The following is a 15,829-nucleotide window of genomic DNA, read 5'->3' on the forward strand; positions in this document are numbered from 1 at the left end:
CTATTCAAAAACTTTATAATTGACAGGCTATTGTAAAGAAATAAATTTTACTATTTTGCACGAACCAATTGTATTTACGGCCACCTGAGGGCCTTTTTTGCTAGCTCACTTATAAACCAACTAAATTATATGGATCTCTTGAACAATTACTTAATTTACCTTATTCCCGTTTTTGGCCTTGTGGGAATCCTCGTTATGGCAATTAAAGCCAGCTGGGTCACCAAGCAGGACGCGGGCGACGGGGAGATGACCTTACTGTCGGGCTACATTGCCGATGGCGCTATGGCTTTCCTGCGAGCAGAGTGGAAGATATTAAGCTACTTTGTTGTGGTAGCAGCACTATTACTTGCATGGTCTGGCACTACGGTAACAAACTCAAGCTGGATAATTGCTATATCGTTCCTCATAGGCGCCTTCCTTTCCGCATTTGCAGGCTACATTGGTATGCGTATAGCGACAAAGGCAAACGTGCGCACCACACAGGCAGCGCGCACCAGCCTGGCGCAGGCGCTTAAGGTGTCGTTTACAGGCGGTACTGTAATGGGCTTAGGTGTGGCGGGTTTAGCTATAATCGGGCTTGGCTCGCTGTTCATTGTATTTTATACAATGTTTGTTAAAAATGTGACAGGCTCTTCTGTAAATGGCGATGAAATGGCCAAAGCGCTTGATGTGCTGGCCGGCTTCTCGCTGGGCGCCGAATCCATAGCATTGTTTGCCCGTGTTGGCGGTGGTATATATACCAAAGCTGCCGACGTAGGTGCCGACTTGGTTGGTAAGGTAGAGGCAGGCATACCTGAAGACGACGTACGTAATCCTGCAACCATTGCGGATAACGTAGGGGATAATGTTGGCGACGTTGCAGGTATGGGTGCCGATCTTTTTGGCTCTTACGTTGCTACAATGCTGGCTACTATGGTTTTGGGCCGCGAGATAGTGTCGCATGATAATTTTGGCGGCATCGCACCTGTGTTGTTACCAATGGTAATTGCCGGCTTAGGCCTCATCTTCTCAATTGTAGGTGCAGCTTTTGTAAGAATTAAGAAAGAAACAGATAGCGTGCAGAGCGCGCTTAACTTAGGCAACTGGGCATCTATTGTGCTTACCGCTATTGCTACTTATTTCTTAGTGCAGTGGATGTTACCTGCAGACAGTTTCCATATGCTACGCGATGAGGACGCCACCACCCATGCTGTGAAAGCAGGCTCGCTGGTGTTTACCAAAAATGGTGTTTTTGGGTCTATCCTAGTGGGCTTAGTAGTAGGTACGTTAATGTCTATCATCACTGAGTATTACACCGCTATGGGCAAACGCCCTGTAATGAGCATCATCAGGCAATCAGCCACTGGCCACGCAACCAACATTATTGGCGGTTTAGCTGTGGGTATGGAATCTACAGTGCTGCCGATCATCGTGTTGGCTGCCGGTATTTACGGGTCTTACTTTTTTGCAGGTCTGTACGGTGTAGCAATTGCAGCTGCTGGCATGATGGCAACAACAGCCATGCAGTTGGCTATAGATGCTTTTGGCCCTATTGCAGATAATGCAGGTGGTATTGCCGAAATGAGCCGTTTGCCTGAAGAGGTTCGTCACCGTACAGATAATCTGGATGCCGTGGGTAACACTACCGCTGCAACAGGTAAAGGTTTTGCTATTGCTTCTGCTGCACTAACATCACTTGCGCTTTTTGCTGCATTCGTAGGTGTCGCAGGTATAGAGCATATCGATATCTATAAAGCTAACGTGCTTGCCGGCTTGTTTGTAGGCGGTATGATACCGTTTATCTTTTCGGCACTGTGTATCTCTGCAGTAGGCCGTGCTGCTATGGCCATGGTTGAAGAAGTTCGCCGCCAGTTTCGCGAGATACCAGGTATTATGGAGTACAAAGCAAAACCTGAGTACGAAAAGTGCGTGGCTATATCTACAAAAGCATCCATCCGCGAGATGGTAGCGCCAGGTTTAATTGCTTTGATCACGCCGATAGTTATCGGCTTCCTTTTCGGACCTGAAGTTTTGGGCGGCTTGCTGGCAGGTGTGACCGTTTCAGGTGTGTTAATGGGTATATTCCAGAGCAACGCAGGCGGTGCATGGGATAACGCCAAGAAATCCTTTGAAAAAGGTGTGGAAATTAATGGTGAGATCTACTACAAAAAGTCTGAACCGCACAAAGCATCAGTAACAGGTGATACAGTGGGCGATCCTTTTAAAGATACTTCCGGCCCGTCAATGAATATCCTTATTAAGCTGATGTCCATTGTTTCACTGGTCATCGCACCGCACCTGAACAATTTTGATAACACCAACTCACGTGTGCAAAAGCAGGAGAAAGTACAATCGATGAATATGCATGTGATCAAAACAGATAAGAAAGTTTAATTGTAGTTTTTCGTTATGAGCCTCCCGACTAACCGGGAGGTTTTTTTGTTTAAGACCCGTGTACGTAGCGGGAAAGTTACAGTATAAGCAGCTAACCAAATAACATTCTGCTCTTTATCTTTTCAATAAATTTAAGTACGTTTGGCACTACTGATTTAACTATTACTGATCTTATAAAAATTAAAATGAAGTTATTCGTAAAGAAGTCTATTGAACAACTAACCAATACGGCTGACGGTGAAGGGAGCTTGAAACGTACGCTTGGGGCGAGCAGCCTTATTGCGTTGGGTATTGGAGCAATCATTGGTGCAGGTTTGTTTGTAAGAACTGCTGCTGCTGCGGGTGAGCACGCTGGTTCTGCTGTAACACTGTCATTTATAGTAGCAGCAATTGGTTGCGCGTTTGCAGGCCTTTGCTACGCTGAATTTGCCTCTATCATCCCTATTGCCGGTAGTGCTTACACTTACGCGTATGCAACAATGGGCGAGATAGTTGCATGGATTATTGGCTGGGCATTGATATTGGAGTATGCACTCGGTGCAGCAACAGTAGCCATAAGTTGGAGTGAATATGCCAATAAGCTTCTCGGCGGGGGCATACCTTACGAGTGGTGTCACTCCCCAATGGAATCTATAATGGTAAACGGGCAAAGCGTACATGGTATTGCTAACCTTCCTGCCTTGTTAATACTTGTGATACTATCCCTTTTACTTATAAAAGGAACGCAGGAATCTGCAACAGTTAATGGCATTATTGTATTTATTAAGGTTGCTATCGTACTGGTGTTTATCGCTATAGGCTGGCAGTACATCAACCCGGCCAACCACACACCATACCTGATTCCTGCTAACGCTCCTGATATTATACAGCAGGATGGGAAAGCCTACTCATATGCTCCGTTCTTCAATCACGGCTGGGGTGGTATCATCAGCGGGGCCGGAGTAGTATTTTTTGCTTTCATTGGTTTTGATGCCGTATCAACTGCAGCTCAGGAAGCAAAAAACCCTAAACGTGACATGCCAATAGGTATATTAGGTTCTTTAGTGGTTTGTACTATATTGTATATATTGTTTTCATGGGTATTAACAGGTGTTGCGCCGTACACAGATTTCATGAAATCTGGTAAAGAGGCTTCTGTAGCTTATGCGATCAGTCACTACATGCACGGGTATGGATGGTTATCTACATTGGTAACTGTAGCTATTCTGGCAGGCTTTTCTTCAGTTATCCTGGTAATGCTTATGGGTCAGTCAAGGGTATTTTACACCATGTCAACTGACGGCTTGCTTCCAAAAATATTTTCAGACCTTCACCCTAAATTCAAAACGCCTTACAAGAGCAACATGATCCTCTTCATATTTGTTGGCGCGTTTGCTGCGTTTGTTCCGGGTAGCGTTGCCGGCGATTTAACTTCGATAGGTACATTATTTGCGTTCATATTAGTTTGTGTTGGGGTGATTTTACTACGTAAAACTGACCCTAATCTGCCAAGACCTTTCAAAACACCACTTGTTCCACTAGTGCCGATCCTGGGCGTGATCGTATGCGCGGGTATGATTGTAGGTTTGCCAAGCGAGACTCAATTAAGCGCTTTAGTTTGGATGGTTCTAGGTTTACTTATCTACTTCGGTTATAGCAAGAAGAACAGTAAACTGGGTTCTGCCGCTGATATTCTGCCTACTGCGTCAGATTTCGAAAAACGGTAATTATTTAATTACAATAGTAAAAAGGTTCTGCATATGCAGAACCTTTTTTGTTTTAAACCCTTTTGTTTGGGATGAACTCCAAACGCACCCTTTGGATACTCGTATTTATATCCGTTATTAACTCTATGGGGTTCGGTATTATCGTGCCGTTACTTTATACCTATGGTAAAAAGTTTGGCGTAACGGAGCAAACTATCGGCTTGCTAACTGCTGCGTTCTCTATTGCCCAGTTCTTTGCTACACCTGTGCTGGGTACATTGTCAGACAAATGGGGACGTAAACCTATCCTGGCCATAAGCCTTGTTGGTACCTGTGCTTCGTTTATCTTGTTTGGCTTTGCAAACAGTATTATAATGCTATTTGTAGCACGCATTCTGGACGGTATAACAGGCGGCAACATCTCCGTGGCACAGGCAATGATATCTGATATATCAACTCCAGAGGAAAGGGCCAAGAACTTCGGTATATTGAGTTCTGCTTTCGGGTTTGGGTTTGTGATAGGCCCCGCCATTGGGGGCTTGTTAAGTAAACTGGGGCCTACGGTTCCATTCTTTTTTGCAGCTGCAATAGCACTCATAGGCGCGCTCTTAAGTATCTTTTTGCTCAGTGAGACCAATGATAAAAAAGGCGAAGGTACATCGGGTAAATTCAATTTTAAATCACTTATAACAGTGCTGAAGAAGCCGGTGGTAGGCACTGCCATATTCGTCGGTTTCTTGTTGACAATGGCCCAGTTTACCATGATCATCGGCTTTCAAACTTTTACCGTTGATGTACTAAAGATTAGCCCTACACAGATCGGACTATTTTATGCGGGATTCGGTGTTACCGGTATCCTGATGCAGCTTGCAGTGCCGCTGATTAAGAGAGTAATTCCGTCACAGGCTCTTATTCTGGTGCTATCTACAGCCGTTTGTTTAGGTATGATGATACTGACTGGGTTTGCAACAGGATTGGTGTTGTTTGCTGTAGGAATAGGTATTTATGGCTTGTTTAACGGGTTACGAAACCCGATGCTGAATGCCATTATAGCCGACCACAACAATGATAGTGAAAGGGGCGAGGTTATGGGGATCAATCAGTCTTATGCGTCGATAGGGCAGACGATTGGGCCAATAAGTGCAGGCTTGGTGACTGCCATCTCGGTACATAGTATTTTCTTTTTAGCATCATTATATATTTTAATTGCATTTTTGTTCAGTATTCGCCTGAAAGCGAAGGAATAAAATTGCTAGCCCATGCCACACTTCATTTTTAAAGAGATCTTATCGGTTACGATGATCCTCTTCGCTATTATTGATATACTTGGTGCAATACCGGTTATTATACAGCTGCGGCAACGTGCCGGTCACATCGAATCGGAGAAGGCAAGTATTGCAGTCCTGGTGCTTATGGTCTCCTTTCTATTTTTAGGGGATGAACTGCTTTCCATCATTGGGCTGGATATATCTTCGTTTGCTATTGCAGGCTCTATCGTAATTTTCATTATAGCACTTGAAATGGTGTTGGGCGTGAACTTTTTTAAAGAAGAAGCTCCAGAATCGGTGTCTATTGTTCCGCTGGCATTTCCGCTTATAGCAGGCGCGGGTACCATGACCACCTTGCTATCCCTTAAGTCTCAATATCAAACGCAGAACATTATTGTAGGTATTATACTCAATACCATGTTTGTGTACCTGGTGCTAAAAAATGTACAATGGCTGGAACGCCTGTTCGGCAAAACCGGGCTGCACATCCTCCGCAAAGCATTTGGCGTGATATTATTGGCAATTGCGATAAAGCTGTTCAGGAGTAATAGCGGGTTGTAGTCTGGGTGACTTGCCTACATTTAAGATCACCATCAAACTTGTGTGAAAAACTACTACTCCAGTACTTCGTTAGCGTAAGAAGGCGGGACGGCTGCTGTTAACCTTGCTACAAACATGGTATCTGCTTTTCGGTCGTAGCCTTTTAAGACCTGCATTTCCTCCAGCTGTAATCCCAACTCTTTGGTCATAAATGTTACAGCATCCTCGTTCTCGGCTTTAAATGCCGAACAGGTGATGTAGATAATGGGTTTACCGGGCTTGAGGTGCTTTACCACGTTGCGGATAATGCTTTGCTGTAGCCGCTTAAAGAATTCTGCACGTTGGTAATCAAACTGACTGATCATCTCCGGCGTGCGGCCCCAGGTACCGCTGCCACTGCAAGGTGCATCTAGTATGATGCCATCGAACTCGTAGTTGTATAGTACCTGCTCGTTATCCTGGGTAAGGTCGATCAACTTTTTCTGATACTTCCTTAGGCCAGCTTGCTGGAAGCGCTCATCAAGGTTAGCGAGAATAGATTCCCGAATGTCTGATACGACTAACTTTATATCCGGCTGCAGGCTGTGCAGTAATAACGATTTCCCACCGGAAGCTGCGCATGCATCCCACCAGCTATCCCATTTTTCGGGTTTGAAAAAACTTGCGGTTTGCTGGGAAGAGTAGTCCTGCACCTCGAACCAGTGTTGCTTTGGGAAGATAGCGTCCAGCCGTGTGCCATTAGGCATGGACAGGCAGTTGTTACCTTCATCCTTAAATGATATTTCGGCCTTGGTTAGCTCTGTTTTTACTTGCGCCTCAAAACCCTTTTGCACACGGATATAAAGATCAGGCTGAACAAAAAACGACTTGAAAAAGGCTTCGCGATCAATGTCTGCAGACAACTTTGAAGACCATGGGAAAACATCTTCGAGTTTAAAGTCGGGGTACTGGCTTTTTACAAGCGTTATCTTCTCCTCAATGCTGAACCCAATGCATGCAGCCCAGTCAGGTTTAAAGTGTTGTAAAAATGAATTTGTCTGCGTATTGCAAAGGAACTCGGCAACCATCAACCTGTCTTCAGCATTTAAGTTTGGAAGTGCTTTTCCAAGCCGGAAGTAGTTATAGATAAGCCGTCCGGCCACTCTTCTGTCAGTAGAGCCCATTTGCTTGTTCTGCCTATAAAAGCCAGGTAAAAACTTGCCTAAAGGTGTATCAGCCGGGTACTCACCCAAAATGCGCTGAAACGTTTTAAGCTGGTTTACGGCTTTCATTGTACAAGCTTTAGTTCAAAGTTTTGATAGCGTAGTATATCTACGTGAGTATTTATCCAGCCAAGACCGGGCCTTTTCTCAAGAACAAAGCTATTATGTAGACCTTTATACAGGTTTTGTTCCGGTCGGCGAAAGCTATCATCTTCACGAGCCAGTAACTGCCCAAAGTAAAAGCCTTCATCAAAGCCTTTAATAGCAAAATCAGTCGGATCAGTGTGGTAAGCTCGCCGATAATTACGAATAAACGTATTTGTTTCGACCGACTTGTAATCTACCTTGTCGGAACTTGTAATGTGCGTATTGAGGCGCTGCAGCAAACCGGCCTTTAAAAAGGCAAATTTTTCCCAACTTGGATGACCGAACAGTGTAACGGGATATTTTCTTGATAACGTGTCCAGAGATTTTAGCGTAACCATCAGAAACGCTTGTTTGGTGGACGGCACAAGAAATATGTTTTGTTCTTTAGCAGATAACTTGGCAACGAGCGGGGTAAGGTTCCCTCTGACAACTGTAAACGGCACTACTTGTATCTTACGCTTACTCAGGCTATCTATTGTACGCTTGAAGGGCGATGTGTACAGCTTTTCGTCACTAAACCCTGAATTGAGTATAAATACCTTTTTCGGCTTTAATGTACCTGCTACATAAGTTGCTGCCCCTCTGGCATGATATTCCAGCGGGGGCGTAAGGGTAACCAGGTTCTGATTATTGAACAGGGCAGGCGACGCGGGCGAAAGTGGTGATACAATTGGCTTACGCGAGTAATTGAAGGTTGCTAAGAAAGGACGCAAATCGTCAGGAAATACCGGGCCAAAAATAAGATCGCTCCCCTTTAATTGCGGATTAGCAACAAGGCTGTGTATAGCAGCCCCATCTTTACCGTCGTAAACCTGCAGTTTGAAATTTGCACCCTGGTTGGCCAATGAATCTAAAGCAAGCTTAAAACCCTGATAATATTCTACCGACATGTTGGCCTTTTTAAGGTCTGCCGAAGAATAACCGTTGCGTACGTTGTCCAGCATCAAAGGTAGTATCAGCGACACGACAGACGTTTTCGCTTCTGACGCCTTTACTACTGCTTTTTCAACGGGCTTGGGCTTGTCTACGGGCTTTTCGGCCGGCTTCTTGGCAACGGGTACAGTTCGCACTTTGGGCGAGCAAGCCGCACTTAAAAGTATTGCGAAAAGTAAAAACCACTTATTCCCACTCAATAGTGGCCGGTGGTTTCGAACTGATGTCATATACTACCCTGTTAATTCCTTTTACGTTGTTGATGATCTCGTTTGAGATCTTAGCCAGCAGATCATAAGGCAGGTGGCACCAATCTGCCGTCATCCCGTCTAATGATTCCACAGCGCGAAGGCAAATAACGTTCTCATAGGTACGTTCATCGCCCATTACACCTACCGATTGTACCGGCAAGTAAATAGCACCCGCCTGCCAAACTTTATCGTAAACACCTGCAGTACGTAAATTGTTGATATAAATCGCATCTGCCTGCTGTAAAATATCAACTTTCTCCGGTGTAATGTCTCCTAATATCCTGATAGCTAAGCCTGGACCTGGGAAGGGGTGACGCCCTAATATATTCGGGTCGATGCCTAAAGCGGCGCCAACCTTACGTACTTCGTCTTTAAATAATGTGTTCAGCGGTTCAACCACCTTTAATTTCATAAAGTCTGGCAGACCGCCAACATTGTGGTGAGACTTGATAGTAGCCGATGGCCCTTTAACAGAAACAGACTCGATAACGTCCGGGTATATAGTGCCTTGGCCGAGCCAGCTTACGCCCTGTACTTCGTGAGCAGCGTCATCAAACACCTCGATGAATACCCGGCCGATTGCTTTACGTTTTTTCTCAGGATCGGTTAAGCCGGCAAGCGCATCATAAAAGCGCTGTTTAGCATCAATGCCCTTTATGTTCAAGCCCATATGCTTGTACGAGTCGAGTACCGACTCAAACTCATCCTTACGTAGCAGTCCGTTATCAACAAATATACAGTGCAGGTTAGTACCTATGGCATGGTGAAGCAGTACTGCAGCAACCGATGAATCTACACCGCCAGAAAGGCCTAATACAACTTTATCGTCGCCCAGCTTAGCTTTCAGCTCGGCAATGGTAGTTTCTATGAAAGAATCCGGTGTCCAGTCCTGGGCGCACCCGCAGATGTCTACCAGGAAATTCTGCAGCAATTGCTTACCATCGGTACTATGGGTAACTTCCGGGTGGAACTGTATGCCGTAGGTTTTTGTTCCGGTGATCTGGAACGCGGCAACTTTTACATTGTCGGTGCTGGCTATAATTTCAAAATCATCTGCAATTCGGGCGATTGTATCAGCATGCGACATCCACACCTGCGATCCTGTTGGTACATTTTTGAAAAGCTCATTATCCTGCTTGATATAATCAAGATTAGCACGGCCATATTCGCGTGTGCTGGATGCCATAACCTCGCCGCCGTTGAAATGTGCAATGCTTTGCGCACCGTAACAAACACCTAGTATAGGCAGTTGCTGGTGATAGCGGGCAAACTCAAAAAACGGCGCATCCTCCTGGCGAACTGAGTACGGACTACCAGAAAGGATAATACCCTTTACACTTGCGTCAACTTCAGGAAACTTGTTAAATGGATGTATCTCGCAGTAAATATTTAATTCTCTGACGCGGCGGGCGATAAGTTGTGTGAATTGTGAGCCGAAGTCAAGAATGAGGATCTTTTCTTGCATGGGCAAAGATAGCATTCAAACGGCAGATGAGAGAAAGGAGATTTCAGATTTTTGATCAAAAGCTCAATCCTATCCTTAACGCGTTGTTCACCTTGCTGCCGTTGTTGAAAGACATTCCATACATTACCCTTATACCGGTATTGGTCTGCACGCCAAAACCAAGCTCGGTGTAGTGCTTAAGAGTAGGCGTGTACAGGTAATTTACATCAAGTATCTCCTGTAATTTCAGCTTACGTAACAAAGGTATTTTGTTGGTGATAAAGCCTGAGAAGTTATGTTCCAGGTGTCCCTCCAGGTATTTGTCGCCGGTGCTGTAGCGGTAATAATTCAGCAGCAGAAAACTGTTGATGCCACTATTATAAACCAGCACCTGGTTGCCGTTGAACTGCTTGAAATCAGTGTAGAACAGGTTGTTCGCATTAAAGAATTTGCCGGCACCTATGTAAAAAGATGTTTTACCGTAAAATCCTAACGGAATATTTGACTTAGAGATATCTGCAGATAGCAAGGTGTAATCAACATCAGAACCTAGTACATCTTTTATTCCTTTCACCAGGCTCAAGCCAACAGTAGGATACTTCGACGGAAGGTAGCGTTTGCCCGATGGGTAAGTCTCATACTTATTACTGAAATCATAACTGGTACGGAAGCCGATCTTGAACGATTGGTTCTGCTCGAACAGCGGTGCGTCCTGGTCAGGGTTTAGCGGGTTGTTGGAGCTGAATTCATGATCTTTTGGGTGGAAAAGACTATAATCTGCCGTATTGGGCAGCCATTTACGGTCGGCCCATTCCGCCCAGCCGCGAGCGCTCCAGCCACCTGCAACCCGGGTAGATAAGCTTACCTGTGCAAACTGCCTGCGGTAAAACTTCTCAAGGTTTTCACGATTGAGCAGTGTATAAGCGGTATTAAGCAGGTTACTTACCGGATGCAGGTTGTTCAGGTCCGTCACCTCGGAACCTCCGGTTACATTTAGCATAAACTTGCCTACCGGTAGCGCGACACCTACAGAGCCGTAAGCCAGCTTATTTGAAAAGCCATAGCCTGCTTTGCCGTAAACAGAGAAGTATTTATTATTAGCGCTATCTATCTGTTTAGTGTATGATGCGCTATAATCCAGCGCCAGGCCTTGTACAGTATTGTATGAAGTGCCAAATAGCGGACTACTTACCCTAAATGATTCATGTTTGTAGCGGTTGTTGTGATAATACCCGCTGAGGAGGAAACCACCAAGATCGAACTTGTTGTGCTCCCTGTCAAGAGAATCAAGGTATTCCTTTGACTCTCGCTTTTTTGCCAGTATGGCTTTCTTTTGGTAGTCGGTTACTTCTTCACTAGTAAGCGGGATGGGGCGTTCCTGGTCCCAATAAGCAGAATCTTTTTTGTTGACCTCTTTGGTGATACGCAGCACTTCTTTAAACTGCTTTTTATCTAATACCGGGTTTACATCATAATTCTTGTACACCGAAATAAAGTACCCGCCAATACGAAAGCCGAACAACCCGCCCGAAAATTCGAACTTTATGGTAGAGGGCATCCAAACCTTACTATTCACCGGGAAGAAGGTTTGATCTACCGACAACGTATCTACAAAGTTGATGTTGGCTTTCTTGGTAATGGATAGTGATAACGCCTGCAGCCGCCAGCTATCTTCAATAATGTAAATGTAACCACTAAAGCAAGGGTCGTAGCCGCGGCGGGGGGTTACCTGTATTTTGTTAATGGTCTCGCCGTTCTCTATAGCTATTCCCATCCATTTGTACTTGTAATAGAATAGCGCGTTATCAGCAATAGGGGAGATCAGTGGCCGGTTGCTTAAACCTTCCCAAACCTGCATGTTATCGTAGAAGTTCACACGAAGGTCACTAGCCCGGTTGAAGCTGAATGCCTGGTTACTCCCAGATACTTTTGAAGATATCATCTCCTCATGATAGTTGTCCGGCTGCATAAAGCTTAGTTTAGATTGCGATTCCGACAGGTAAACAATGCCCCTGCGGTTACTATCCAGTCCGTTCTCTCTCGCTGCGCGCTGTACATCAAAGCCCAGGAATTTCTTAGGTGCGGCCAGCATCTTTTGTAAGCCTTTTACATACACATCAGCTGTATAGGCGTTTACTTCGTTTAAATACCCTTTGCGCTTCTTAATGGCTTTTCTAATAATGGCGTACGCCGGGTCTTCGGCACCGGCGTGTATGGCTACTTCTTTAAGCTGAAAATCTTCAGCTTTCAGGGTTACATTAATTGTTTGGTTTGTTTTCGCATCAACATGGCGCGTTTCTTGGCGGTAACCGAGGGCCTTATAAAACAGGTCATAGCTGCCGGCTTTTAAGTTGATAGTATACTCGCCCTCGCTGTTGGCAGAGGTGCCTTTGGTACTATTCCTCACGTACACGGTGGCGAAGGAGATAGGCTTACCATCTTCGCTGCTGATGTTACCGCTTATGGTAATATCTTGGGCGAATAAACCGCAGGTGAACACCAGAAAAAGACTAAGGAGTAGGGCGTGCTTCATTAATTGTGCTGTTTGCGCTAAGTTGGGGCTTATTCCCCAAAACTGTTAGATGCCGGATGTTAATTATTGTTAAAGTGCAACGTCACTTATTTGCGTGTAAAGTGTTTCGTTTCGCAAAAGCGAAACACCCGAAACAGTTGTTTTGGTTAACTGGCTATAATAGAAATACTTATAAAGTAAAGCGAAACAACCCGAAATAGTATGCTGATTTGAGTTAAACTCTTTTTAGTTTGATTTCCAATAAGTTATGTTCTTAAAGATGGTTTCAGCTAAAAAGCGAAACACTGTAACCGAAACAGTGGCTACAAAAAAAGCCTGCTTATTTAAGCAGGCTTTTTTTAGGGTGCAATAATGCACTACTTAAGTATGTCTTCAATGTTGTTTAACTCATCTGACGAGAAGCCGGTGTTGTCCAGCGCTTTCAGCGAATCCGCAAGCTGGGCGGGTTTGCTGGCGCCGATGAGCACCGATGTTACACGCTCGTCTTTTAACAGCCAGGCTATAGCCATTTGTGCAAGTGTTTGGCCGCGCTGTTCTGCAAGTACATTCAGTTTTTTCACTTTTTCTATCGCTTCCGGCGTTACCTGGTCTGCTTGCAGAAAACCGGTAGACTTAGCCGCACGCGAATCCTCCGGAATGCCATGCAGGTATTTGTTGGTAAGTAGTCCTTGGGCTAATGGGGAAAAAGGAATGCAGCCAACGCCATCCCGACCAAGTACGTCCAGCAGGCCCTCTTCCGGATCGCGCACAAACATCGAGTACTTTGGCTGATGGATGAGGCAAGGAGTACCTAGCTTTTTCAATATAGCAATGGCCTTGTCCGCTTCTTCGGCGTTGTAGTTAGATATACCTGCGTACAATGCTTTTCCCTGTCTTACAATAAGGTCGAGCGCGCTCATGGTCTCTTCAAGCGGGGTATCAGGATCAGGACGGTGGTGGTAAAATATGTCCACATAATCAAGCCCCATGCGTTTAAGGCTTTGGTCCAGGCTGGAGACCAGATATTTTTTTGAACCCCACTCACCGTAAGGGCCTTCCCACATGTGGTAACCCGCTTTGGTAGAAATGATCATTTCATCGCGATAGCCGGCAAAGTCCTCCTTTAGGATCTTTCCGAAATTTGTTTCGGCAGAGCCTGGCGGCGGTCCATAATTGTTAGCCAGATCAAAGTGGGTGATGCCACTGTCAAAGGCAAGGTGCAAAATCTTGCGGAAGTTCTCCATTACATCTACATGGCCGAAGTTGTGCCAAAGGCCAAGTGATATCTCGGGTAATTTTATACCGCTTTTGCCGCAGCGGCGGTAACGCATTTTATTATATCTGTCGGCAGATGGTTGGTAGGGCATTTTAAATTGGTTTTAGGTAAAAATAGATTTTATCCTCCAATAACATATAACTAATTGTAATAACTAAGCAGGACTAATCCTTTAAAGGCCAGGGTCTGTAGTAGCTAACAACTTTATAGCTTCCGTTTACCTTTCCAAAAACAAACCCGAAAGAGGTTTCCTTGCCATTATCCTGGGTGTACTGCTTATTTAACTCAAATAAGGTGCTGTTTTCGTCAGCAACCTTCGTTAGCTGCTTGTAATAGTTTTCGGGAGTTGACTTATCAATTTCCAACAAGTCACTTTCGTCGCTTACGGGGATGAGCCGGAGAGCGTCTGTAGTAAAAATATCGTTAAAGAAAGAGATAAATTCTGATTCCGTCAGTAAGCCTGTTTGTGGATTTACATTTGAATTTAGCACTTCATCATTTGTCCATTGCGGATTTGTTTGCAGTGGAAAATTAAAGAGAAGCTTCAACTCTTGCTTGTTATGTGTTTTAACAGCTTGTTTAAACCGGCGCAGAGATACCCTGAACATCTTTTCGTCGTTCATTGCGGGTTCTTTAGCTCCGTTAAAGACAGCTTTCGTTTGCAATAGCTTTTCTTCAGGCTTGGGGTGGGGCCGGCAGCTGTAACTAACCTGACAGAGCAACATTACCAACACTATAGTGATGTGTTTTTTTAAAGCCATAAGTCACGAATTGATCTTTGAAAGTTGATAATGGTGCAGCGAATTAACTGTAAAACACTTTAACAAATTACACAACTTCAGCTACTACAAATGTGCTGCCACCAATAAAAACGAGGTCGTTGTTATCTGCAGCTACCTTTGCTGCTGCAGCGGCTTCTTTCACCGAAGCATAAACGGCTCCGTTTAACCCTATTGCGTTTGCCTGCTGCTTTAGGCTTTCCGCTTCCAGTCCGCGGGGAATATCGGGCCTGCAGAAATAATAAGTGGCATTTGCGGGTAACATATTCAGCACCTTGCTAATGTCCTTATCGTTTACCATACCTATAACAAAATGCAGTTTGCTGTACTTTACCGAAGCGATGTTCTTTAGTACTTCCTGTACCCCTTCGGGATTGTGTCCCGTATCGCATATAGTAAGCGGCGAAGTGCTTAATACCTCCCAACGGCCATGCAACCCGGTTAAGGTTTTTACTTGTTTAAGGGCTGTTGCAATATGCTCGTCTGTTATATTATAGCCTTGTTCGCGCAATTCCTCAACTGCAGATAATACTGTCTTTAAATTTTTCGTCTGATAGCTGCCGGGAAGGTCTAGTTGTAAGTGCAATACCGGGTCTTCAGAAAAAGCAAAAGTAGGCAGTACCTGTTTTTGTATTTCTACTTTTAAGCTGTCCGTATTGCTGCTTTGTGAAACTATCTCCCAGTCTTCGGAAGCAAATTCTATTCGACTGCCTTGCTGTTCCGCTTTGTGCATAAACACACCTGCTACATCGGGTTGGTATTCGCCCACCACAACTGGTATTCCCGGTTTTATGATGCCCGCTTTTTCGCCGGCAATCAGCTGTAGGGTATCGCCCAGCATATTCATATGATCCCAGCCAATGTTGGTGATCACCGAAAGTATTGGGATAATTATATTAGTAGAATCTAACCTGCCGCCCAGCCCAACCTCAACAACGGTAATGTCCACTTGTTCCTTCGCAAATACATCAAAGGCAAGGGCAACAGTCATTTCGAAGAACGAAGGCTCTATTTCCTCAAAGTCGTGCCTGTGAAGTTCTACAAAGTCAACTACGGTTTGCTCACTTATCATTTGCCCGTTCACACGGATGCGTTCGCGAAAGTCTTTCAGGTGAGGAGATGTATAAAGTCCTGTTTTGTATCCGGCGGTTTGTAGGATAGCCGCCAGCATGTGCGAAGTAGAACCCTTGCCGTTGGTACCACCTACATGTATGCTTTTGAACTTGTGCTGCGGATTATCTAGCCTGTCACACAGCGCCAGGGTGTTGGTTAAATCCTTTTTAAAAGCGGATGCACCAACCCGTGTAAACATCGGCAGCTGGGTATAAAGAAAGTCGAGGGTACCTTTGTAGTCCATGTGCAGTTTGGTAAGCAGTTGCAGTTGCAGTTGCAGTGGCAGTAGCCATTGCAGATACACTT

At 44.9% G+C, this 15,829-nt stretch carries 11 protein-coding genes; 4 read left to right on the top strand and 7 right to left on the bottom strand.

The genetic code is table 11. The features are described 5' to 3' along the window. The first annotated feature begins 129 nt into the window (after positions 1-129). The 4 genes from AC59GT_RS04065 to AC59GT_RS04080 all read left to right on the top strand — a co-directional run bounded on the left by AC59GT_RS04065 (position 130) and on the right by AC59GT_RS04080 (position 5,887). Positions 130-2,373 carry a sodium-translocating pyrophosphatase gene (locus AC59GT_RS04065; protein ID WP_497236442.1) on the top strand — a complete coding sequence of 748 codons (2,244 nt, stop codon included), beginning with the start codon at positions 130-132 and terminating at the stop codon, positions 2,371-2,373. A gap of 185 nt (positions 2,374-2,558) precedes the next feature. Beyond that, on the top strand, positions 2,559-4,079 hold the full coding sequence (locus AC59GT_RS04070; protein ID WP_497236443.1) for an amino acid permease: 1,521 nt from the start codon (positions 2,559-2,561) through the stop codon (positions 4,077-4,079). A gap of 71 nt (positions 4,080-4,150) precedes the next feature. Next, the gene (locus AC59GT_RS04075; RefSeq protein ID WP_497236444.1) at positions 4,151-5,305 is read left to right on the top strand and encodes an MFS transporter; all 1,155 of its coding nucleotides are present in this window, start codon (positions 4,151-4,153) and stop codon (positions 5,303-5,305) included. A 12-nt stretch (positions 5,306-5,317) separates the two neighbouring features. Continuing rightward, positions 5,318-5,887, top strand: a complete 570-nt coding sequence (locus tag AC59GT_RS04080) for a MarC family protein (RefSeq protein WP_117384172.1) — start codon at positions 5,318-5,320, stop codon at positions 5,885-5,887. Between the two features lie 53 nt (positions 5,888-5,940). Here the strand turns inward: AC59GT_RS04080 and AC59GT_RS04085 are convergent, their stop codons facing one another. From AC59GT_RS04085 to AC59GT_RS04115, 7 genes are all read right to left on the bottom strand, one after another. Continuing rightward, a complete protein-coding gene (locus tag AC59GT_RS04085; RefSeq protein WP_497236445.1) occupies positions 5,941-7,137 on the bottom strand; it encodes an RsmB/NOP family class I SAM-dependent RNA methyltransferase in 1,197 nt (398 codons plus the stop codon). Continuing rightward, on the bottom strand, positions 7,134-8,378 hold the full coding sequence (locus AC59GT_RS04090; RefSeq protein WP_497236446.1) for a type 1 periplasmic-binding domain-containing protein: 1,245 nt from the start codon (positions 8,376-8,378) through the stop codon (positions 7,134-7,136). The genes AC59GT_RS04085 and AC59GT_RS04090 overlap by 4 nt, the downstream gene beginning before the upstream one ends. Next, positions 8,335-9,864 (bottom strand): glutamine-hydrolyzing GMP synthase, encoded by a 1,530-nt coding sequence (gene guaA / locus AC59GT_RS04095; protein WP_497236447.1) that lies wholly within the window; start codon positions 9,862-9,864, stop codon positions 8,335-8,337. Before guaA ends, AC59GT_RS04090 begins: the two co-directional genes overlap by 44 nt. A 55-nt stretch (positions 9,865-9,919) precedes the next feature. After that, positions 9,920-12,376 (bottom strand): DUF5686 and carboxypeptidase regulatory-like domain-containing protein, encoded by a 2,457-nt coding sequence (locus AC59GT_RS04100; RefSeq protein ID WP_497236448.1) that lies wholly within the window; start codon positions 12,374-12,376, stop codon positions 9,920-9,922. Between the two features lie 356 nt (positions 12,377-12,732). Continuing rightward, complete coding sequence (gene mgrA / locus AC59GT_RS04105) at positions 12,733-13,722, bottom strand: L-glyceraldehyde 3-phosphate reductase (RefSeq protein ID WP_497236449.1); 990 nt, start codon at positions 13,720-13,722, stop codon at positions 12,733-12,735. Between the two features lie 73 nt (positions 13,723-13,795). Further along, positions 13,796-14,392: a hypothetical protein gene (locus AC59GT_RS04110; protein ID WP_497236450.1), complete on the bottom strand. Its 597-nt coding sequence runs from the start codon at positions 14,390-14,392 to the stop codon at positions 13,796-13,798. A gap of 67 nt (positions 14,393-14,459) precedes the next feature. Next, positions 14,460-15,767, bottom strand: coding sequence for a bifunctional folylpolyglutamate synthase/dihydrofolate synthase (locus tag AC59GT_RS04115; protein ID WP_497236707.1), 1,308 nt, complete (start codon positions 15,765-15,767; stop codon positions 14,460-14,462). Positions 15,768-15,829: the final 62 nt, after the last annotated feature.

The sequence above is a fragment of the Mucilaginibacter sp. 320_HR genome, from assembly GCF_059691875.1.

Coding starts and splice junctions, on each gene's coding strand:
- AC59GT_RS04065 (WP_497236442.1), top strand. CDS start 130: ATGGATCTCTTGAACAATTACTTAATTTACCTTATTCCCGTTTTTGGC.
- AC59GT_RS04070 (WP_497236443.1), top strand. CDS start 2,559: ATGAAGTTATTCGTAAAGAAGTCTATTGAACAACTAACCAATACGGCT.
- AC59GT_RS04075 (WP_497236444.1), top strand. CDS start 4,151: ATGAACTCCAAACGCACCCTTTGGATACTCGTATTTATATCCGTTATT.
- AC59GT_RS04080 (WP_117384172.1), top strand. CDS start 5,318: ATGCCACACTTCATTTTTAAAGAGATCTTATCGGTTACGATGATCCTC.
- AC59GT_RS04085 (WP_497236445.1), bottom strand. CDS start 7,137: ATGAAAGCCGTAAACCAGCTTAAAACGTTTCAGCGCATTTTGGGTGAG.
- AC59GT_RS04090 (WP_497236446.1), bottom strand. CDS start 8,378: ATGACATCAGTTCGAAACCACCGGCCACTATTGAGTGGGAATAAGTGG.
- guaA (WP_497236447.1), bottom strand. CDS start 9,864: ATGCAAGAAAAGATCCTCATTCTTGACTTCGGCTCACAATTCACACAA.
- AC59GT_RS04100 (WP_497236448.1), bottom strand. CDS start 12,376: ATGAAGCACGCCCTACTCCTTAGTCTTTTTCTGGTGTTCACCTGCGGT.
- mgrA (WP_497236449.1), bottom strand. CDS start 13,722: ATGCCCTACCAACCATCTGCCGACAGATATAATAAAATGCGTTACCGC.
- AC59GT_RS04110 (WP_497236450.1), bottom strand. CDS start 14,392: ATGGCTTTAAAAAAACACATCACTATAGTGTTGGTAATGTTGCTCTGT.
- AC59GT_RS04115 (WP_497236707.1), bottom strand. CDS start 15,767: ATGGACTACAAAGGTACCCTCGACTTTCTTTATACCCAGCTGCCGATG.